At 62.2% G+C, this 18,517-nt stretch carries 19 protein-coding genes; 14 read left to right on the top strand and 5 right to left on the bottom strand.

What is annotated here, in order from left to right:
* The first annotated feature begins 12 nt into the window (after window positions 1-12).
* The 4 genes from LOL23_RS02735 to LOL23_RS02720 all read left to right on the top strand — a co-directional run bounded on the left by LOL23_RS02735 (window position 13) and on the right by LOL23_RS02720 (window position 3,978).
* A complete protein-coding gene (locus LOL23_RS02735; RefSeq protein WP_237173120.1) occupies window positions 13-1,980 on the top strand; it encodes a SurA N-terminal domain-containing protein in 1,968 nt (655 codons plus the stop codon).
* Between the two features lie 93 nt (window positions 1,981-2,073).
* Window positions 2,074-2,880: a peptidoglycan DD-metalloendopeptidase family protein gene (locus tag LOL23_RS02730; protein WP_237173192.1), complete on the top strand. Its 807-nt coding sequence runs from the start codon at window positions 2,074-2,076 to the stop codon at window positions 2,878-2,880.
* The gene (locus LOL23_RS02725) at window positions 2,864-3,631 is read left to right on the top strand and encodes an AzlC family ABC transporter permease (RefSeq protein WP_160976699.1); all 768 of its coding nucleotides are present in this window, start codon (window positions 2,864-2,866) and stop codon (window positions 3,629-3,631) included. The genes LOL23_RS02730 and LOL23_RS02725 overlap by 17 nt, the downstream gene beginning before the upstream one ends.
* Entirely contained in the window at window positions 3,628-3,978 is a 351-nt protein-coding gene (locus LOL23_RS02720; protein ID WP_160976697.1) for an AzlD domain-containing protein, read from the top strand. The genes LOL23_RS02725 and LOL23_RS02720 overlap by 4 nt, the downstream gene beginning before the upstream one ends.
* A 70-nt stretch (window positions 3,979-4,048) precedes the next feature.
* On the opposite strand, the gene LOL23_RS02715 is transcribed toward LOL23_RS02720, so the two are convergent.
* The 5 genes from LOL23_RS02715 to xth form a co-directional block, all read right to left on the bottom strand.
* Window positions 4,049-6,319 carry a RelA/SpoT family protein gene (locus LOL23_RS02715; protein ID WP_160976695.1) on the bottom strand — a complete coding sequence of 757 codons (2,271 nt, stop codon included), beginning with the start codon at window positions 6,317-6,319 and terminating at the stop codon, window positions 4,049-4,051.
* An 18-nt stretch (window positions 6,320-6,337) separates the two neighbouring features.
* Complete coding sequence (rpoZ, locus tag LOL23_RS02710) at window positions 6,338-6,541, bottom strand: DNA-directed RNA polymerase subunit omega (protein ID WP_160976693.1); 204 nt, start codon at window positions 6,539-6,541, stop codon at window positions 6,338-6,340.
* A gap of 121 nt (window positions 6,542-6,662) precedes the next feature.
* On the bottom strand, window positions 6,663-7,301 hold the full coding sequence (gmk, locus tag LOL23_RS02705) for a guanylate kinase (protein ID WP_237173119.1): 639 nt from the start codon (window positions 7,299-7,301) through the stop codon (window positions 6,663-6,665).
* Between the two features lie 33 nt (window positions 7,302-7,334).
* Window positions 7,335-7,694: a hypothetical protein gene (locus LOL23_RS02700; RefSeq protein ID WP_160976691.1), complete on the bottom strand. Its 360-nt coding sequence runs from the start codon at window positions 7,692-7,694 to the stop codon at window positions 7,335-7,337.
* Window positions 7,691-8,476 carry an exodeoxyribonuclease III gene (gene xth, locus LOL23_RS02695; protein ID WP_160976689.1) on the bottom strand — a complete coding sequence of 262 codons (786 nt, stop codon included), beginning with the start codon at window positions 8,474-8,476 and terminating at the stop codon, window positions 7,691-7,693. Before xth ends, LOL23_RS02700 begins: the two co-directional genes overlap by 4 nt.
* 158 nt (window positions 8,477-8,634) lie before the next feature.
* On the opposite strand from xth, the gene LOL23_RS02690 reads away from it, so the two are divergent.
* From LOL23_RS02690 to LOL23_RS02645, 10 genes are all read left to right on the top strand, one after another.
* Window positions 8,635-8,958 (top strand): PepSY domain-containing protein, encoded by a 324-nt coding sequence (locus LOL23_RS02690; protein ID WP_237173118.1) that lies wholly within the window; start codon window positions 8,635-8,637, stop codon window positions 8,956-8,958.
* 87 nt (window positions 8,959-9,045) lie between these two features.
* The gene (locus LOL23_RS02685; protein WP_160976687.1) at window positions 9,046-9,522 is read left to right on the top strand and encodes a DUF2271 domain-containing protein; all 477 of its coding nucleotides are present in this window, start codon (window positions 9,046-9,048) and stop codon (window positions 9,520-9,522) included.
* Window positions 9,523-9,535: 13 nt separating this feature from the next.
* Entirely contained in the window at window positions 9,536-11,743 is a 2,208-nt protein-coding gene (locus tag LOL23_RS02680) for a PepSY domain-containing protein (RefSeq protein ID WP_160976685.1), read from the top strand.
* Window positions 11,724-12,698, top strand: coding sequence for an FAD:protein FMN transferase (locus LOL23_RS02675; protein WP_160976683.1), 975 nt, complete (start codon window positions 11,724-11,726; stop codon window positions 12,696-12,698). Before LOL23_RS02680 ends, LOL23_RS02675 begins: the two co-directional genes overlap by 20 nt.
* Before the next feature lie 200 nt (window positions 12,699-12,898).
* Window positions 12,899-13,039 carry a hypothetical protein gene (locus tag LOL23_RS02670; RefSeq protein ID WP_160976681.1) on the top strand — a complete coding sequence of 47 codons (141 nt, stop codon included), beginning with the start codon at window positions 12,899-12,901 and terminating at the stop codon, window positions 13,037-13,039.
* Between the two features lie 459 nt (window positions 13,040-13,498).
* Window positions 13,499-14,680, top strand: a complete 1,182-nt coding sequence (bktB, locus tag LOL23_RS02665; protein ID WP_160976679.1) for a beta-ketothiolase BktB — start codon at window positions 13,499-13,501, stop codon at window positions 14,678-14,680.
* Window positions 14,673-15,431, top strand: a complete 759-nt coding sequence (locus LOL23_RS02660) for a class I SAM-dependent methyltransferase (RefSeq protein ID WP_160976677.1) — start codon at window positions 14,673-14,675, stop codon at window positions 15,429-15,431. The genes bktB and LOL23_RS02660 overlap by 8 nt, the downstream gene beginning before the upstream one ends.
* Window positions 15,432-15,633: 202 nt before the next feature.
* Complete coding sequence (locus LOL23_RS02655; RefSeq protein ID WP_237173191.1) at window positions 15,634-16,593, top strand: ABC transporter substrate-binding protein; 960 nt, start codon at window positions 15,634-15,636, stop codon at window positions 16,591-16,593.
* Window positions 16,594-16,702: 109 nt separating this feature from the next.
* Entirely contained in the window at window positions 16,703-17,593 is an 891-nt protein-coding gene (locus LOL23_RS02650) for an ABC transporter permease (RefSeq protein WP_160976673.1), read from the top strand.
* A gap of 1 nt (window position 17,594) precedes the next feature.
* Entirely contained in the window at window positions 17,595-18,389 is a 795-nt protein-coding gene (locus LOL23_RS02645; RefSeq protein ID WP_160976671.1) for an ABC transporter ATP-binding protein, read from the top strand.
* Window positions 18,390-18,517: the final 128 nt, after the last annotated feature.

Genomic DNA, 18,517 nt, shown 5'->3' with positions numbered 1-18,517 from the left:
TGTGGGTGATTCATGTTCGATTTCATTCGTTCGCATCAGCGCCTGATGCAATTGATCCTGCTGATCCTGATCCTGCCGTCATTCGTGCTGATCGGGGTCAGCGGCTACACCAACTACGTGTCGGGCGACCGCGACCTGGTCAAGGTCGGTGACAGCGCGATCACGCAGCAGGTCTTTGATCAGGCGCGCAACAACCAGATGCGGCAACTGCAGCAAACCATGCAGGGCGGGTTCGATCCGGCCGTTGTCGACAATCCGCAGGCGCGCAAGGCGCTGCTCGATCAGTTGATCGAACGGCAGGTCCTGATCAACGCCGCCACCAGCGACCGCTTCAGCATTTCCGACACCGCGCTCCGCCAGGCAATTGCCACCATGCCGCAATTCCAGGTCGAGGGCAGCTTTTCGCCTGAACGCTACAACCAGATTTTGGCGTCCGCAGGCCTGAGCCCACGCGATTTCGAGGCCGGCCAACGGGCCGAACTCGCCATCGACCGTGTGCTAGGCCCGGTCGGCGATTCCGCCCTGGTGCCGGGCGAGGTGCTTGACCGCATCGAGCGCACACTGACAGCGCAGCGCAGCATACGCCTGCGCAGCTTCCCGGCTACCGACTACGAGAAAGACATTGTCATCACCGACGCAGATATCCAGGCTTGGTACGACAAGAACAAAGACAGCCTGCAGCTGCCCGAGCAGGTAACGGCGCAGTACATCCTGCTCAACGAAAAAGCCGCCATGAGCAACCTGCCCGCGGTCACCGACCAGCAGTTGCGCGACTATTACGAGCAGAACAAGGCACGCTATGTGCGGCCTGCACGCGTCAACGTCAGTCATATCCAGGTTACGGTGCCGGCCGGCGCATCGGGTGCGCAGCGCACCCAGGCGCAGGAAAAGGCGCAGAAGATCCTCGAGCGTTTGCGCAAGGCTCCCGATACGTTTGCCGAGGTTGCCAAGGCAGAATCCCAAGACGCCGGTACTGCGGCCGATGGCGGCAAGCTGGGCTGGATCACGCAGGGGTCCTGGCCGGCCAACCTTGAGAGCGCTGTCTTCGGGCTGCAGGCGGGCCAGATTTCCGGCGTAATCGATGGCCCCAGCGGCTACCATATATTCCGTGTCAACGAACGCCAGGCAGAGCAAGGCGAATCGTTCGAGCAGGCGCGCGCCAAGGTCGAAACCGAAGTGCGCCGTCAGTTGGGCTCCGAGCGCTTTGCCGATATGGCCACCAAGTTGACGAGCTTGGCCTACGACAACGCCACCAGTCTCGACCCGGCCGCGCAAGCGCTGGGCCTCAAGGTACATACCGCTGCGGGCATCACGCGCGACCGCCTGCTGTCGGCCGACGAAGTGCCGGCCAATGCCGCGTCCGCCAGCCCCGACGCTGCACTGCTTGACGACGTCCGTGTGCGCCGTGCGCTGTTCTCGGCGCCAGTCTTGAACGAAAAGCAGAATTCCGGCGTCATCGAGATCTCACCCGATACGATGCTGGTTGTGCGTGCCCACGAAGTCATTCCCGCCCATGTGCCCGAACTGGCGCAGGTCACCGATCATATCCGCGCCACGCTCAAAGCCGAGCGTGCGCTGCAGGCTGCCACCAAGGCCGGCGAACAATTGCTGGCGGCGCTGCGCAATGGTGAAACTGGCCCCGCAACAGAAGAAGGCTTTGGTACTGTACAGTCGGTCAGCCGCATCGATCCCAAGGGCTTGCCCAAGGTGATCACAGACGCCGCGTTCGCGGTGCCGGCCGACAAGTTGCCCGCGTTCCAGGGCGTAACAGGTCCGCAGGGTTATGTGGTGGTGCGTATTGAAGGCGCGCAGGCCGGTACTGTCGACAGTCCGCAACTGGCCGGTTTGCAGAGCGATCTCTCGCGTGTGTGGGGCCAGGCCGAAGAGAAAGCCGTGCTCGAGGTGATGCGCCAGCGGATGGGTGTCAAGGTGCTGCCCGAAGCCGAGAAGGCCATCCAGGGCGAAAGCAGGGAAGGCTGATTCATGCCTGCCGCAACCCGGAGCCAGTCGCTGTTCTCAGACGTTCGTGCGCTTGCGGTGCAAGGCGCGCTCCCCGTCCTTCTGGCGGTAGGCATGCTGTTGGCGCCGCTGTCTGTCAGTGCGCAAGGCTATATCGCGCGTTTGCTCAACCGCCCCGTGCCGGGCGGCGTGGCGGTGGTGCCGTTGGGCGCAAGTGGTGGCACAGCCACTTATCAGGGCGAACCCGTAATGGTGCTGCGTGACAGCGACGGGCAGTGGATCGCCTTGGTAGGGCTCGATCTCAAGACCCGTCCGGGCCAGGCGTCGCTCGCGTTGGCCAGTTCGGCAGGCACACGCAGCGTTGGCTTCACGGTAGGCAGCCGTGAATACCCCAGCCAGCACATTACCCTCAAGAGCCAAAAACACGTTACGCCCGATCCTGAACAACTCGCGCGATACGAGCGTGAGCACAAGGCGCAGATAGCGGCATACGCCAGCTTCAGGCCCGGCATACCCAGCAATATCGCGCTCGACAGGCCGGTGGACGGCGGGCGGTTGTCGAGCCGTTTCGGTCTCCGACGCTTCTTCAATGGGCAGGAGCGCAACCCCCATTCCGGGCTGGATTTCGCCGTTCCGACCGGCACGCCGGTCAAGGCACCCGCAGATGGCCTCGTCACTATCGTCGACGACTACTTCTTCAACGGCAAGACCATCTTCATTGATCATGGGCAGGGCCTGGTCACAATGTACTGCCATCTCTCGGCCTTCGATGTAAAAAAAGGCCAGTCGGTCAAGCGTGGTCAGGTCATCGGGCGTGTGGGTGCAACCGGGCGTGCCACCGGGCCACACTTGCACTGGAACGTCAGTCTGAACAATGCGCGCGTGGACCCGGCCATTTTCATAAATGCCTACCAGCCCTGACGCATCGCCCGGCGGCGGGACACCCGCCCGGGCGATACGCGCGGGCTTGCGCGACAGCCTTTCCATTGCCATCGGTTACGTGCCGGTCGCCATTTCCTTCGGCCTTGCCGCTGTGCACGCTGGTGTGCCGCCTTATATGGCTGTGCTGCTTTCCCTGCTGGTCTACGCCGGCGCCAGCCAGTTCATCCTTGTCAGCCTGCTTGCCGCAGGAGCCGCGCCCGCGGCCATTGTGAGCATTGTGCTGCTCATGAATCTGCGCCATCTTTTCTATGGGCCCGCCGTGCTTGGGCGCCTGGATCCAGCGCACAGGCGCCTGCCGCTCGGCGTGCTTGCAGCGGGGCTCACCGATGAGGTATTTGCTGCCTCGATGGCCAGGCTGCATCAGTGCGCGGCCTCTGTGCGCGAATACTGGTATGCGGGCCTGCAATTGGGTGCTTATAGCGCCTGGGTGGCGGGCACTGCAGCTGGCGCCTGGTTCGGGCAAGACTGGCTGGCCCAGTCGCCCTGGCTGTCCGATACCCTGGGTTTCGTACTGCCAGCACTATTCTTCGCACTGCTGCTGGAGATCCGGCATCTGGTGGCGGCACGGGTCTTGTCCGCCGCCTGCGCGGTGGCAGTCTTGGCGCTGGTGGTGCTCCCCGTCTATGCCGCAATCATCGCCGGCATGCTTGCGGGCGTCATGCTGGCTATGCGCTTTCCGGCCGCGAGCGCCCCGCCAAACGTATCGAGCGACCCAGGAGGCCATTCGTGAGCGACACCAGTCTGCTGTGGATTGCTGTGTTATCGGGTGTTGGCACCTTCCTTGTACGCTTTCTGCCAATGGCTTGGCATATGCGTAACAGCGCCCGCCGGCAACCGCGTGGCGCGTGGCGACGAGGCATGGATGCCATCGGCCCTGCGGCCATTGTGGCGCTGCTCACGGTGTCGCTGTGGGGGCTGGTGAATGGCGCCGCGCCGATGCGTTCGATGCTGGCCGTCGCAGCGGGGCTGCTTGGTGTATGGCTGGGCCGCCGTTACGTGGGCAGTATTGCCTGGGCCACCCTGGCCGGTGTGCTGGCTTACGGCGCCATGTTGGCGGTGGTGCCCCCAGCCTTCTGAACTGCAGCGCGTGTGTCCCCGGCCCGCGCCAGACCCCGTACGAGTGAGGCAGCGGCCTGCATGGCTGTGCTCAGCCCTTTACACGAACAATTTTCTGCACCTGTGGCACGTGGCGCATGGCGCGTATTACCTGCGCCAGATGTTTGCGGCTGTCTACCTGCACCGTCAGGTGAAGAACGACGGTGGATCCGACTTCTTCCTGCATGGTCAGGTGCATGATATTTGAATCGGCCTCAGTGACTTCAGCCGCCAGGCGGCCCAATACGCCGCGCTCGTTGATGACGGTGACGTCCAGACGCGTTGTAAGGTGGCGTGCCGTATTGACATCCCAGGCCAGGGGAAGCCATCGTTCGGGCTCGCGCGCACGCTGGCGTTGCGCCACAGCACATTCTTCCATGTGCACCACCAAACCGTGGCCCAGGCGGATGCCACCGATAATGGCGTCGCCGGGCAGGGGGCCGCAGCAGGGTGCCAGTTGTACGGCCTGGCCTTCGTTGCCGTGGATGAGGATGGGGGCCCCGGTGGTCGCCGTAATCTCGTCGACCGCGGCGGCCGTGGTGGCCAGCAGCGTATTTTCTGGGGCGAAGCGGCGCGCAACCACAGCTGCCAGGCGTTTGCCCAGGCCGATGTCGGCCAGGATCTCGTCGCGCGAGGCCGCGCCCGAGCCTTTGGCAAGCTTTTCCCATTCGGGGTCGTCGTTGGCGGGGTGTGGTAATTTGAGCTGGTCGAACGCTTGGTTCAGCAGGCGCAGGCCGAATGCGACTGACTCTTCGTATTTGACCGTGCGCAGATAATGGCGGATCTCGGAACGCGCTCGGCCAGTGCGCACGTAATTGAGCCATTGCGCGCTGGGGCGCGATGCCGGCGAGGTGATGATCTCGACCGAATCGCCACTCTTGAGTTCGGTGCGCAAGGGGGCGAACTCGCCATTGATCTTGGCGGCCACGGTCTGGTTGCCCACGTCGGTGTGGATGGCGTACGCAAAATCGACCGGCGTAGCCCCGCGCGGCAGAGAGAGGATTTTGCCTTGCGGCGTGAAGACATAGACGGCATCAGGGAAGAGGTCGACCTTGACGTGTTCGAGAAACTCGCCCGAGTCGCCCGTCTGGCTCTGGATATCGAGCAGGGACTGCAGCCACTGATGGGTGCGTTTCTGCAGATCGTTCAGGGTTACGTCTTCTTCTTTGTACAGCCAGTGCGAGGCCACGCCTTCTTCGGCGATGTGATCCATGTCGCGGGTGCGGAACTGGAACTCGACCGGTGTGCCGTACGGCCCTACAACGGTGGTGTGCAGCGACTGATAGCCATTGAGTTTGGGGATGGCGATGTAGTCTTTGAACTTGCCGGGCACCGGACGGTAGAGCTGATGCAGCGTACCCAGCGCGAGATAGCATTCGGGCAGGGTATGGACGATGACCCGGAAGCCGTAGATGTCGAGGACATCGGAAAAAGACTTTTTCTGTTCAGCCATCTTGCGGTAGATGCTGTACAGGGATTTCTCGCGGCCGCTGATTTCCGCCTCGATACCTGCGGCGGGCAGCGCCACGCGTACGGCATCGGAGATCTTGCCAAGCACCTCGCGGCGATTTCCACGCGCGGCCAGCATGGCTTTGCGCAGCACCTCATGGCGGTTGGGATGGATGGCCTGGAAACAGAGATCCTGCAATTCGCGGTATAGGGCATTGAGGCCCAGGCGATGGGCAATCGGTGTGTAGATGTCGAGTGTTTCACGCGCTACGCGGCGACGCTTTTCGGGGGCCACGGCGCCCAGGGTGCGCATATTGTGCAGGCGGTCGGCCAGCTTGATGAGAATGACCCGCACGTCACGCGCCATGGCCAGCAGCATCTTGCGAAAGCTTTCGGCCTGTTGGTCGGCTTTGGAGGCGAACTCGATGCGGTCCAGCTTGGAGACGCCGTCGACGATCTCAGCGACGTCGGGGCTGAAGCGTTCGGCCAATTCTTGCTTGGAAACGCCCTGGTCTTCGATGACGTCATGCAGCAAAGCAGCCATGAGGGAGTCGGCGTCTAGTTTCCAGCCGGCACAGATCTCGGTGACCGCGATGGGATGGGAAATATAAGGCTCGCCGCTGGCCCGGAACTGGCCCAGGTGCGCCTGGTCGGCGAAGCGATAGGCTTCCTTGACCCGCTCGGCATCTTTCGGATCAAGATAGCGGCCGATGATTTCGGTGAGCGGCGCCAGCGAAGCGATGGTGTTGCGCGCCGGTTCGGCGGCAATGGCCTGCGGCGGTACGGCAGCGGGCTTCTTGCGGCGCAGGCGTGGGCCTTTTTTCAGGGCGGCCAGCAACCCCGACGACGCACCACGCAATGCGGAAAATGCCATAGGCCGCCTCGTAGGGAGTCAGGTGGGAACTTTACGCAGCATTTCCATGCCGGTGGCGCCGGCAGCGACTTCGCGCAATGCCGTTACAGTGGGCTTGTCTTTGGATTCGAGCCGCGGTTCGTGCCCTTGCGCCAGTTCGCGGGCGCGATACGCGGCCACGAGGGTGAGGTTGAAGCGATTGGGGATTTTTTCCAGGCAGTCTTCGACGGTAATGCGAGCCATGTTTAACCTTGTTGAGGGAGGGAGTGAGATCGGGAACGGCGCGGAATCCGCGAACGGATCAATGTTGCCCGCAGCCATCGGGCAAGCGGGCGATTATGTAAATAGTAGCAGGGTATGCATATCAGGCAAGCGTTTTGCTTATACCCAGCTGCGAGAACAGTTCGGCATTGCGCAACGCTTGCGCCGGATAGCGCAGACGGGCGGCCGCGACGATCTGGGAGAGTTCTGTTAATGCAGTGCTAAACTCTTGATTAATAATAACATATTGGCATTCTGAGGCGTGCGACATCTCGCTGCCTGCGGCCAGGAGGCGACGGGAGATGACCTCGGGCGCGTCTTGCCCGCGTTGGATGAGGCGAGCTTCGAGTGCCTCGACCGACGGCGGCAGGATGAAAATGCCGACAGCCTGCGGAAAATGGGCCCGCACCTGTCGGGCGCCTTGCCAGTCGATCTCGAGCAGCACGTCATGGCCTTCCCGCAGGGCGTGGTCGATGCGATCGCGCGGGGTGCCGTAGAAATTGCCGTGCACTTCGGCCCATTCGAGCAGCGCGTTTTGCTCGCGCAGGGCGAGGAAGTCTTCCTTGCTGACGAAGCGGTAGTGCTTGTTGTTTTCTTCGCCTGGGCGCGGCGCGCGCGTGGTGCAGGATATTGACAGCACCATAGAAGGGTCCTGGGCAAGCAGCGCGTTGACCAGGCTGGACTTGCCGGCGCCACTGGGGGCGACAACCATGAAAACATTGCCGGGGTAGGACGGAGACATAGCAGACGGAAACAATCAGCAAAGAAATGGATTTTACAACGGTGCGCGACCGCTGCCGTCTGTCGTGCCTGCGGCGGGTGCAAGGCCCAGCGCGTCGAGCGTAGTTTCATAGGCGGCTTGCGTGCCGCACAGAAAGACGGCGGCGTCGCCCTGATTCATGTTGAAGGCGATGTCTTCTACCTGTTCGGCGGCGGCTGATGGCTCCGCGACAGCCGCGACGTGCAGGTCGCCGTCCTGCTCGAACTGCTCGCGCGGCACGAAATCCGCCACGCGTTCGAGATCGGGTTCGCTAACCACCACGTAGGCCCGGAACTGTAATTCCTCGACTGTCACATCGAGAACGACGCCGCGCTCAAGGGTATCGACGAGTCGGCTGTGCGCGGAGGTGTTCATGCTTTGAAATCCAGTGTGGCAATGACCGGGGCGTGGTCGGAGGGCTGTTCGTTGGCCCGCGGGGCCTTGTCGATGGTGCAGGCCGTGCAGCGCCCGCGCAGGGCCGACGACAGCAGCACATGATCGATGCGCAGCCCTGCGTTGCGGCGAAATGCAAAACGGCGATAGTCCCACCAACTGAAGGATTTTTCTTCCTGGGGGAACAACCGGAAAGCGTCTGTCAGGCCGAGGTCGAGCAACTTGCGGAAAGCCGCCCGCTCGGGTTCGGAAACAAGCACTTCGCCCTCCCACTTGGCGGGATCGTGCACGTCGATGTCTTCGGGGGCCACGTTGTAGTCGCCCAGTATTGCCAGGCGGGGGTAGCGCTTGAGCTCGGACTCGAGCCAGCCATGCAGCGCCTCGAACCATGCCAGCTTGTAGCTGTATTTGTCGCTGCCCACCGATTGCCCGTTGGGACAATAGGCGCTGATGACGCGCAATTCGCCGTCTGGACAGTTTAGTGTGGTGGCGATGACGCGCTGCTGGTGATCGTCGAATGCAGGGATGTTGCGCTGTACGTTGTTGCATTCGGCCAGCGTGACGATGGCCACGCCGTTATAGGTTTTCTGGCCTGCCCACTGCGCCTTGTAGCCGATCTCGGCAAACGCATCGACGGGGAATTTGTCGTCGGGCAGCTTGAGCTCCTGCAGGCACAGAGCGTCGACAGGATTCTGGCGCAGCCAGTCCAGCACCTGGGGAAGGCGCACCTTGAGCGAGTTGATATTCCAAGTGGCGAGTTTCATGCGGTGGGCAGTGCTGATGTCAATGCCTCTATGGTAGCAGGGCGCGATGGTGTCGTACCCGCAGCGCCACCCACGGTTCATGTCCCGTTCATGTTTGTTTACCTAGTATGCCAAGAAAGAAAAGTAAATCTTGGATGCTTGATGCGGGAAGAACCAGAATGAATTTCTACATATCCCCCGGCATGTGCGGGCTGCTGCTATGCATGGTTGTGGCTGCCACGCCTGCGCACGCGACTGACGACTGCGATGCCCCCGTTGCCCGTTGGCAGCCTCGCGCCGCTGTGGCTGACTTGGCGGACCGGGAAGGCTGGACGATACGAAGCATCAAAATAGATGACGGATGTTACGAAATCCGGGGCGAGGACAGCGCAGGTCGCCCCTTCAAGGCCAAGCTTGATCCCGAAACGCTGAAGATCGTGAAATGGCGCAATCGTGACCGTCCGCGTCGCTTGCACGGGCGCGATGAGCCCGACACCCGGTAACGAATACACGCGCCTGGCGTGCACGCGGGCCGCCCGACTGTGTCAGCGCCGCGCCGCCTCCTTCCTCTTTTTTACAGGAGAACGTCTATGTCCAAACCCTTGATCGCAGCCTTATTGGCCGCCACAACACTTTCCATACCCGCGCTGGCGCAAAGCCGCACGGTGACGGTGTCGGCCGCATTGAAAAACTACGGCGGCGATGGCGCTTATCTGGCGGTTTATCTCACCGACGCCAAGGGTGCTTATGTCCGTACATTGTGGGTTGCTGGCGGCAAGGCCAAGTACTACAAACACCTGAAAGACTGGAATCGTCTGTCCGCGGGCGACGCAAAGCGTTTGGACGGGGTGACGGGGGCCAGTGTTGGCGCAGGGCGCACACTCAAGGTAACGGCGGAGCTGGCCGAGGCGTTACTGGACGCGGGTTATGAGATACGCATTGATGCCGCCGCAGAAGACATGCGCGACAGCCCTGCGGAAGTACGCGTGCCGCTGAGCACGGCGGGCGCGGGCAAAGCGTACGCGGGCAAGCAGTACGTTCAGTCCTTGACCTATCAACTTCAGTGAGGCGGAGGCACATATGAACTGGCGGCTGATCCATCGCTGGCTGGGCTTGGCGGCGGGGACTGTTGCGCTGATGCTGGGACTGACGGGGGTGATACTCGCTTTTTATCCACTACGCGATGCGTGGATATCCGTACCGGCGGAGCAGGCGATGCCTGTCTCCACGCTGGTCGAGCGCGTCTCCGCAAACATCCCCGCAGTGGAGGAAATCCGCCGCCTGCCCTCGGGTGACATTGTGGTGTACTCATTCGCCGGCGATCAGGCCCGGGCGTCCCGCGTAGATCCGCTGAACGGCACGGTGCTGGGTGATTATCAAGTCTCGGGTACTGCGCGCTGGGTCAAAAGCCTGCACCGTTCGTTTCTGATGGGCGATGCGGGGCGTCTGGGTGCCGCGACTGTCGCGCTTGCTATGTTGCTGCTGTCTCTGTCGGGGCTGGTCCTCACGGCGCGCAGGTTGGGCGGATGGCGGCGGCTCGCAGGACGGGTGCGCGGCAGCCTCACCCAGCGTATTCACGTCGTAGCGGGCCGGCTTTTGCTGGTTGTACTGTGTTTGTCCTCACTGACTGCGCTGTATATGAGCGCGACGACATTCGCGCTGATCCCGGTCGAACCCGACTGGGATCCTGATGTGGTCTCTACCCCCGTGGAGCTGGCCGAGCGTACACCAGCACAGTTAGCTTTGCTGCAGTCATTACGCGTGGGCGAGCTGCGCAAACTGAATTTTCCGGTGGCTACTGACCCTGAGGACACATGGAAAGTTGTGACGGAGGACGGCGCAGGCTGGGTGGACCGGTACACGGGGCATACGCTGGCATGGCAGCCCGCCACACTGCCGCAGCGCGTTTACGATTGGGTCACGCTATTGCATACGGGTGAGGGGGCATGGGGCTGGGCGCTGGTCCTGGGTGTGCTTGGCGCCAGTATTCCGCTGTTCTGGTTAACGGGGCTGATAATGTGGTGGCAGGGGCGGCGCGATCGGCCTGTAATTGCCGAAAACAGCGCGCTGAGCCGGGCTGATACGCTGATCTTTGTTGCAAGCGAAAGCAGTTCCACCTGGGGTTTTGCGGGCGCTTTGCATCAAGCGTTGCTGCGTAATGGGCATCGTGTTCATACCGCGGGTCTGGAAACGTTTCGTACGGCGCCAGGCACCAGGCAGGTTTTTGTATTGGCGGCAACATATGGCGAGGGACAAGCGCCGGCGCATGCGGCCCGGGCCTTGCAGCGCATTGCCAGCCAGCCCGCGGGTGACGTGCCGGTCACCGTGCTGGGGTTTGGCGACCGGCAATTCGCTGCCTTCTGTGCGTACGCGGAGGCCCTGGACAGTACGCTGCGCGCACGCGGCTGGCCGCAGTTGCTTCCGCTGGAGCGCGTCAACCAGCAATCTGTGCAGCAGTTCTATCGCTGGGGCGAAACGCTGGCAGCTGCGCTGGGTGAAACGCTTGCACTTGATTATGTGCCGCGTTTACCATCCACGACCTCGCTGGTGCTGGTGTCACGCCAGGACCACGCCGGGGGCGGCGGCGGGGCGGCGGCAATCCTTCGTTTTGTCTGGCCTGCCCGCAATGGGTGGGAACGCTTGGCTGGGCGCGGGTTGTCGCGCTTCAAGGCGGGAGATCTAGTGGGTATTCTGCCGCCGGGCGCTGCCGTGCCGCGCTATTACTCCCTCGCCTCCGGGTATCGGGATGGTTTTCTGGAGATATGTGTACGCCGGATGCCGGGCGGCCTGTGTTCATCTTATCTTCACGCCCTCAAGCCTGGCGATCGGGTCGATGCGTTCATCAAGCCCAATCCGGGTTTTGTCTTGGAAGGCGGGCGCCGGCCTGTGGTGCTGATCGGGGCCGGTACGGGGGTTGCCCCGTTGGTGGGCTTCATCCGCGACAACATACGCCGGGTGCCCATGCACCTGTACTACGGGGCACGGGATCCGAGCGTGGATTTTTACTTTGGCCAGGAGATAAAAAGTTGGCTGGGGGATCGCCGGCTGACCAGCCTGCGCACGGCGTTCTCCCGCGTGCCCGACGGTGGTGGCTATGTGCAGGACGCGCTGCGCCGTGACGCGGCCCGCGTGCGGGACCTCGTTGCTCGTGGCGCCGTTTTGCGAGTGTGCGGCAGCCGTCCCATGGCGCAAGGCGTTGTTGAAACACTGGACGGCATCCTGGGCACGATCAGCCAGAGCGTTCGGCAACTCAAAGACGGGGGGCGTTATGCCGAAGATGTCTTCTGAGCTGGCAGCGGTTGAACGCCCTGGCCTCATGCGGCTGCGCCTGAACGGGCCCGTAATGGGCACCCGTTGGTCGGCACAGTGCGATCTTGCGCCGGACATAGACCCAGCGCCGCTGCGCGAGCGCCTGGCCAATGTTGTGGAGCGGGTTGACGCGCAGATGTCCCCTTGGAAACCGGATAGTGATCTGTCGCGGCTGAATCGGGCGGCGCCCGATGTGTGGGTATCACTGCCGGCAGATACGCTCGTGGTGCTCGCCCGCGCCCTGGAGATTGGTCGGCTCAGCGCAGGAGCATTCGATCCCGCTGTGGGCGCGCTCGTTGACGCATGGGGATTCGGCGCGGTGCGTGATACGCCTGACGCAAGCGCGATTCAGATGGCGGCGCGGGCCGCAGGGCGCCCAGCGCATCAATGGCTGGAACTGGACCTCACGGGCGAAAGGGCCTGCAAGCGTACGCCTATGTGCCTGGACCTCTGCGGCATCGCCAAAGGCTACGCCGTCGACCTCATGGCTGACGTCATGCGCGCATCGCGTGTCAACCATGCCTTGGTGGCCCTGGATGGCGAATTGCGCGCCTGCGGCCCGCAGGCCGACGGGCGGCAGTGGTCCGTAGCGCTGGAAAGCCCCCGGCACGATGCTCGCCTTACCCATGGTGTGATCGGGCTGGCCGATGCAGCCGTTGCGACATCGGGCGATTATCGGCACTGGGTGCACGTAGGCGGTATGCGCCTGTCGCATACGATGGACGGGCGGCGCGCGGCGCCGGTGGCCAATGATGTGGCGTCGGTCACAGTGCTGGCGCCGGATTGTATAGACGCCGATGCCTGGGCTACGGCATTGCTGGTTTCTGGGCCAGGGGAAGGGCTTGCGCTTGCGCGGCGCATGGGCTTGGACGCGTTGTTTCTTCTGCGCCGTCAGCAAGGGCTGGTGGAGCTTGGTACAGGCTGTTTTGCCTGACGATAATTTGCACGGTGCGGACGGACAGATCTGCATCCGGCAACGGAGGGCGGAAGTGTCAATGTCATTAATCATCTATCAAATTCAGTTTATATTGCCTAATTTCGTTCATAATGTTGTTATTATTCAACATTTGTGCTATAGTTGTGTTGTGTGGGGCACGCTGGGTGCCCCTATGTTTTGTGTCCGGGAGAATATGCATGGCAAAGAAACCAGTCGCCAGAAAGCAGCCTTTTGTGATTCAGCCACTTAACTGGGTGGCGCCACAGAAAGGCGATGACGAATCCTCGAAGGACCAGCAACCCGAGAAGCCGACGCCCGCACAGCCTCAGCAAGACTGATAACGCGGCGCAGCCAGGTGGCCACCCCCGTGTTCCGCGCGTTACCGGCGCAAGGTCGCGCGGGCACCCTGTTTCATCATATAGGTATGTAACAGCATGACAACAACAGCGTTCGGCCTGAAAGATCCTCATGGGCTGGATGGGTGATGTGGGGGCGACGGACAATCGCCGGCTACTGAAGGGCAGTCTGAAGCGACGGCAATATGCCGTCGCTTTTGCGTTTATGCGCCCGGCACGCAACGTTCGCGGGGCTGCTATTCGCAGCGGCGAGGGCAGGTCGGGTTGTTGTGTTGCAGTGCCGCAATCTGCGGCAAAAAAGCGTTACTATGCACCATCGATTCGGGCAGGCGGCCACGTGGTGCGCCGCTGCCCGGTCAAAGCCGCGGAGCCGGCATGCAGCGTATGTAAGCGGGTGGTCGTGGTGTCTGTGTCACCAACCGGAACCTACAGGAGACGATGATGGAAGAAGTAGTTGTTGTCGGCGCGTGCCGTACCGCAATCGGCGATTTTGGCGGTGGGCTTAAGGATGTACCGCCTTGCGATCTGGCCGCCACTGTGCTCAAGGCGGTGCTCGAACGCGCCAACGTTGCGCCCGCAGATGTCGGCCATGTTGTGTTCGGCCACGTCATCAATACCGAGCCACGCGATATGTACCTGTCCCGCGTGGCGACACTCAATGCTGGCCTGTCGCAGGATACGCCAGCATTCAACGTGAATCGGCTGTGCGGCTCCGGCCTCCAAGCCATCGTGTCCGCGGCGCAAGCCATTATGCTGGGTGATACCGACATTGCAGTCGGGGGCGGCGCCGAAAGCATGAGCCGCGCGCCGTATATTTCCCCCGCGCACCGCTGGGGCGCGCGCATGGGCGACAGCGTCATGCTCGACATGATGACAGGTGCGTTGTCCGATCCTTTCGAGAAGATGCATATGGGCGTCACTGCTGAGAACGTCGCGCGCAAATACGAAATCAGCCGCGCTGATCAGGATGCGTTGGCGCTGGCTTCGCACCAGCGTGCCGAGAAGGCCATTGTCGAAGGGCGTTTCAAGGATCAGATTGTTCCTGTCGTACGCCAGACCCGCAAGGGTGAAGTCGTGTTCAACACCGATGAGCACGTGCGCATGGGTGCCACGGCCGACAATTTCGCCACGCTCAAGCCAGTGTTTCAGAAAGAAAACGGCACCGTCACGGCCGGCAATGCGTCGGGCATCAACGACGGGGCTGGGGCAGTGCTGTTGATGAGCGCGCGCGCCGCCCAGGCACGCGGCGTCAAGCCGATGGCGCGTCTGGTCTCATACGCACATGCCGGGGTCGACCCGCGCTATATGGGCATCGGCCCGGTGCCCGCCACGCGCCTGGCGCTGCAAAAGGCGGGGCTGGATATCGGCCAATTGGATGTGATCGAAGCCAACGAGGCCTTCGCCGCACAGGCATGCGCGGTCAGCAAAGAGCTCGGCTTCGATCCGGCCAAGGTCAACCCCAATGGCAGCGGCATCAGCCTGGGTCACCCAATCGGGGCTACCGGCGCCATCATCACTGCCAAGGCCTTGCACGAGTTGGTGCGCGTGCAAGGCCGCTATGCGCTGGTGACGATGTGCATAGGCGGTGGCCAGGGCATTGCGGCGATTTTCGAACGTGTATAACGCGTCCGACGAACCCACGCTGTCCGAACAGGACGGCGTGCGCTACCTGCATTTCGGCACTGAATGGATACAAGGTGCCATGCGTTTGGCTCGGCCGGCCGAGCTGGTGTTGGCGTATACCCAGCAGATGATGGCTTGGCTGCTGTTCCTGGAACCCACCCGCCAGGACGAAATCGGTGTCTTGGGCTTGGGCGCGGGCTCGCTCCTGCGCTATACCCTGAAACACACGCCTGCGTCTGTTGTCACGGTCGAGTGGAACCCGGCCGTGACGGCGGCCTGCCGGATGTATTTCCGCCTGCCGGGCGCCAGCCGCTCCACCGTTACCCACGCCGACGCCGGCGTCTGGGTTGCGGACGGCGCCAATGCAGGCCGTTTCCGCGCCTTGATGGTGGATTTGTACGATAGCGAGGCCCAAGGGCCGGTGCGTGACAGCGTGGGCTTCTATGAAGGTTGCCGCACGGTGTTGGGTGACATCGGCGTCATGGCGGTCAATCTTTTTGGCAACCATGCCAGTTTTCCACGCAATATTGGCAACATCCGCGAAGCGTTTGGCGGCCGTGTGCTGATGCTGCCCGAAATCGATGCCGGCAATCGTGTGGTGCTGGCTTTTAAGGGGCCGGTGCTGGATGTGACGACAGGGCAGTTGCTGCGCAGGGCGGAACGTGTGGAAAGCCAGTATGGCTTGCCAGCGCGGCGCTGGGCCAGAGCGTTGCTCGCCAGCCTGAATGGCGGCGCTTACCTGACTGTTTAAAGGTAAAACAAACAAAGGGCGACGAGGCCACGCCCGCCAATCGAGTCACCGGTGAGGGCGGACCATGCTATGCATGCATTGCCGGCCGCCTTCTAACAGGGATATCCTTGAGGCGCGCGACACGCCAACGCGTTAGACTTACGCCCACCGCGGGCAATGGCCCGGCGATGTTCGTTTTCCAGAAGGAGATCCTATGCGTTTGATGAAATCGGCCCGCCTGCTCGCGGGCGTCGCGGCAACGCTTGCAGTGCTGGCACATGCGCCGGCAGGCGCGCAATCTGTGGCCGTCACCTCGATTGTGGAGCATCCCGCGCTCGACGCAGTGAAAGACGGTGTGAAACAAGCGCTGGAACAGGCGGGCTATACCGAGAAAAGCGGCCTCAAGTGGCAGTTCCAGACTGCGCAGGGCAATACCGCTATTGCGGCGCAGATCGCTCGCAAGTATGTAGGTGACAACCCCAATGTCATCGTCGCCATCGCCACGCCTTCGGCGCAGGCTGTCGTAGCGGCAACCAAGTCGATTCCTGTGGTGTATTCTGCCGTTACGGATCCTGTTGCGGCGCAGCTCGTTCCCTCCATGGAGCCATCCGGCACCAATGTAACGGGCGTGTCCGACGCGCTGGCGCTCGAGAAGCAGGTTGATCTGATCAAAAAGGTTGTGCCCAATGCCAAGCGGGTGGGTATGGTCTACAACCCTGGCGAGGCCAACTCCGTCGTGGTGGTCAAACGCATGCGCGAACTCCTGCCGAAGTCCGGCATGTCGCTGGTCGAAGCCTCCGCGGCGCGCACGGTCGACGTTGGTGCGGCGGCCCGAAGCCTGGTGGGCAAAGTTGACGTCATCTACACCAATACCGACAACAACGTAGTATCTGCGTACGAGTCCCTGGTCAAGGTCGGCAACGACGCCAAGATTCCGCTCGTCGCCTCGGATACCGACAGCGTCAAGCGTGGCGCCATTGCAGCGTTGGGTGTCAATTATCACGATCTGGGCATCCAGACCGGCAAACTGGTCGTCCGTATTCTCAAAGGCGAGAAGCCGGGCGGCATTGCCTCGCAAACCAGCGACAAGCTCGAGCTGTATGTCAACCCTGGTGCTGCTGAAAAGCAGGGCGTCAAGCTGTCCGAGGCATTCGTAAAAACGGCCACCAAGGTCGTTAAATAGCCGCTTCGCCGCGAACCGCCCCAATATTGATTAAAATCGCGATCAGGCAGAACAGGCGGGTTGTTGCAGCAGCCCGCCTGTTTATTTTTATTCGTCAACGAGCTGCTACATGTCACTTTATTCTCTATGGGGTGCGCTTGAGATCGGCCTGATTTTCGGGCTGGTTGCATTGGGCGTGCTGATTTCTTTTCGCATCCTGCGGTTCCCCGATCTCACTGTCGACGGCAGTTTTCCCTTGGGTGGAGCCACTGCGGCCACACTTGTCAGCGGCGGCATGGACCCCTATACCGCCACCGCCATCGCCACGCTGGCCGGCGCGGTCGCCGGAGCAATGACAGGCTGGCTGCACGTACGGCTCAAGATCATGGATCTGCTGGCGAGCATCCTGATGATGATTGCGCTGTACTCGATCAACCTGCGCATCATGGGGCGGCCCAATGTGCCGCTGATCACCGAGCCCACCGTTTTCACGCTTCTGCAGCCCGAGGGGCTTAGCGACTACATCTTCCGGCCTTTGCTGCTGATCGCGCTGGTGATAGTGGTCAAGCTGGTGCTGGACTGGTATTTTTCCACCGAGATCGGGCTCGCGATGCGGGCCACTGGCTCCAATCCACGTATGGCGCGTTCGCAAGGCGTGGCCACCGGCAATCGTATCCTGGCGGGCATGGCTATTTCCAATGCGCTATGCGCGCTGGCGGGCGCGCTGTTCGCGCAGTCCCAGGGCGGCGCCGATATCTCCATGGGCATAGGCACTATTGTGATTGGCCTTGCCGCCGTCATCGTCGGTGAAAGCATTCTGCCTACTCGCAAGCTGATGATCGCCACACTGGCGGTGATTCTGGGCGCTGTCCTGTATCGCTTTTTCATTGCGTTGGCGCTCAATGCCGACTTCATCGGCCTGAAGGCGCAGGATCTGAATCTGGTTACAGCAGTGCTGGTCACAGTCGCGTTGGTCATACCATTGATCAAGCAGCGCCTAAGCGGCAAAGGAGGGCGCTGACATGCTGAGCGCAAAAAACGTCTCCATTACGTTCAACCCCGGTACGCCCATTGAAACGCGGGCGCTACGGGGCATGTCGCTCGATATCCCGGCGGGGCAGTTCGTCACGGTGATCGGCTCCAACGGTGCCGGTAAATCGACGTTCCTCAACGCCATCTCGGGCGACCTGGCCATCGACAGCGGCAGTATTTCGATCGACGGTCGCGATGTCACGCGCGAACCCGTCTGGACGCGTGCGCAGCGCGTTGCACGGGTCTTTCAGGATCCGATGGCGGGTACCTGTGAGGATCTCACCATTGAAGAGAACCTCGCGCTCGCGTCGGGGCGCGGGCGCCGGCGCGGTTTCAGCCGTGCCGTCAAGGCGGCAATGCGCGATGAGTTCCGCGAGCGCCTGTCCATGCTGGGCCTGGGGCTCGAGAACCGCCTAACCGATCGCATCGGCCTGCTCTCGGGGGGGCAGCGGCAGGCGGTGAGCCTGCTCATGGCCGCGCTGCGGCCATCGCGCATTTTGCTGCTCGACGAGCACACGGCCGCCCTCGACCCCCGAACGGCCGATTTCGTGCTGCAGCTGACTGCGCGTATTGTGGCCGAAAGTGGGCTCACCACCATGATGGTTACCCACAGCATGCGCCAAGCGCTGGACGTGGGTGAACGCACTGTCATGCTGCACCAGGGTAATGTCGTTCTCGACGTGTCCGGAGAGGCGCGCAAAGGCCTGGATGTGCCCGATCTGCTACAGATGTTCGAGCGCGTGCGCGGCGAAAAGGTATCGGACGACGCCCTGTTGCTGGGTTGATTATCTAAGGGGCCAGCTCGGTAGCGGGGCTGCTTCACCCCAGCGGCCGCCACAGGTTGCTGGCGTCGGCGGCGGCCTGCGCTTCGAGATGCGTTGGTGTGCCGCTATGGGCACACCGATTGCTGAGG

This window comes from Paracandidimonas lactea, from assembly GCF_021653995.1.
GTDB lineage: Bacteria > Pseudomonadota > Gammaproteobacteria > Burkholderiales > Burkholderiaceae_B > Allopusillimonas > Allopusillimonas lactea.
Note: the sequence above shows the minus strand (reverse complement) of the source record. Positions and strands in the feature narration are given on the sequence as shown.

Coding starts and splice junctions, on each gene's coding strand:
- LOL23_RS02680 (WP_160976685.1), top strand. CDS start 9,536: ATGAACTGGCGGCTGATCCATCGCTGGCTGGGCTTGGCGGCGGGGACT.
- LOL23_RS02715 (WP_160976695.1), bottom strand. CDS start 6,319: ATGGCATTTTCCGCATTGCGTGGTGCGTCGTCGGGGTTGCTGGCCGCC.
- LOL23_RS02700 (WP_160976691.1), bottom strand. CDS start 7,694: ATGAACACCTCCGCGCACAGCCGACTCGTCGATACCCTTGAGCGCGGC.
- LOL23_RS02670 (WP_160976681.1), top strand. CDS start 12,899: ATGGCAAAGAAACCAGTCGCCAGAAAGCAGCCTTTTGTGATTCAGCCA.
- LOL23_RS02730 (WP_237173192.1), top strand. CDS start 2,074: ATGCTGTTGGCGCCGCTGTCTGTCAGTGCGCAAGGCTATATCGCGCGT.
- LOL23_RS02655 (WP_237173191.1), top strand. CDS start 15,634: ATGAAATCGGCCCGCCTGCTCGCGGGCGTCGCGGCAACGCTTGCAGTG.
- xth (WP_160976689.1), bottom strand. CDS start 8,476: ATGAAACTCGCCACTTGGAATATCAACTCGCTCAAGGTGCGCCTTCCC.
- LOL23_RS02735 (WP_237173120.1), top strand. CDS start 13: ATGTTCGATTTCATTCGTTCGCATCAGCGCCTGATGCAATTGATCCTG.
- bktB (WP_160976679.1), top strand. CDS start 13,499: ATGGAAGAAGTAGTTGTTGTCGGCGCGTGCCGTACCGCAATCGGCGAT.
- LOL23_RS02650 (WP_160976673.1), top strand. CDS start 16,703: ATGTCACTTTATTCTCTATGGGGTGCGCTTGAGATCGGCCTGATTTTC.
- LOL23_RS02675 (WP_160976683.1), top strand. CDS start 11,724: ATGCCGAAGATGTCTTCTGAGCTGGCAGCGGTTGAACGCCCTGGCCTC.
- gmk (WP_237173119.1), bottom strand. CDS start 7,301: ATGTCTCCGTCCTACCCCGGCAATGTTTTCATGGTTGTCGCCCCCAGT.
- LOL23_RS02645 (WP_160976671.1), top strand. CDS start 17,595: ATGCTGAGCGCAAAAAACGTCTCCATTACGTTCAACCCCGGTACGCCC.
- rpoZ (WP_160976693.1), bottom strand. CDS start 6,541: ATGGCTCGCATTACCGTCGAAGACTGCCTGGAAAAAATCCCCAATCGC.
- LOL23_RS02725 (WP_160976699.1), top strand. CDS start 2,864: ATGCCTACCAGCCCTGACGCATCGCCCGGCGGCGGGACACCCGCCCGG.
- LOL23_RS02685 (WP_160976687.1), top strand. CDS start 9,046: ATGTCCAAACCCTTGATCGCAGCCTTATTGGCCGCCACAACACTTTCC.
- LOL23_RS02690 (WP_237173118.1), top strand. CDS start 8,635: ATGAATTTCTACATATCCCCCGGCATGTGCGGGCTGCTGCTATGCATG.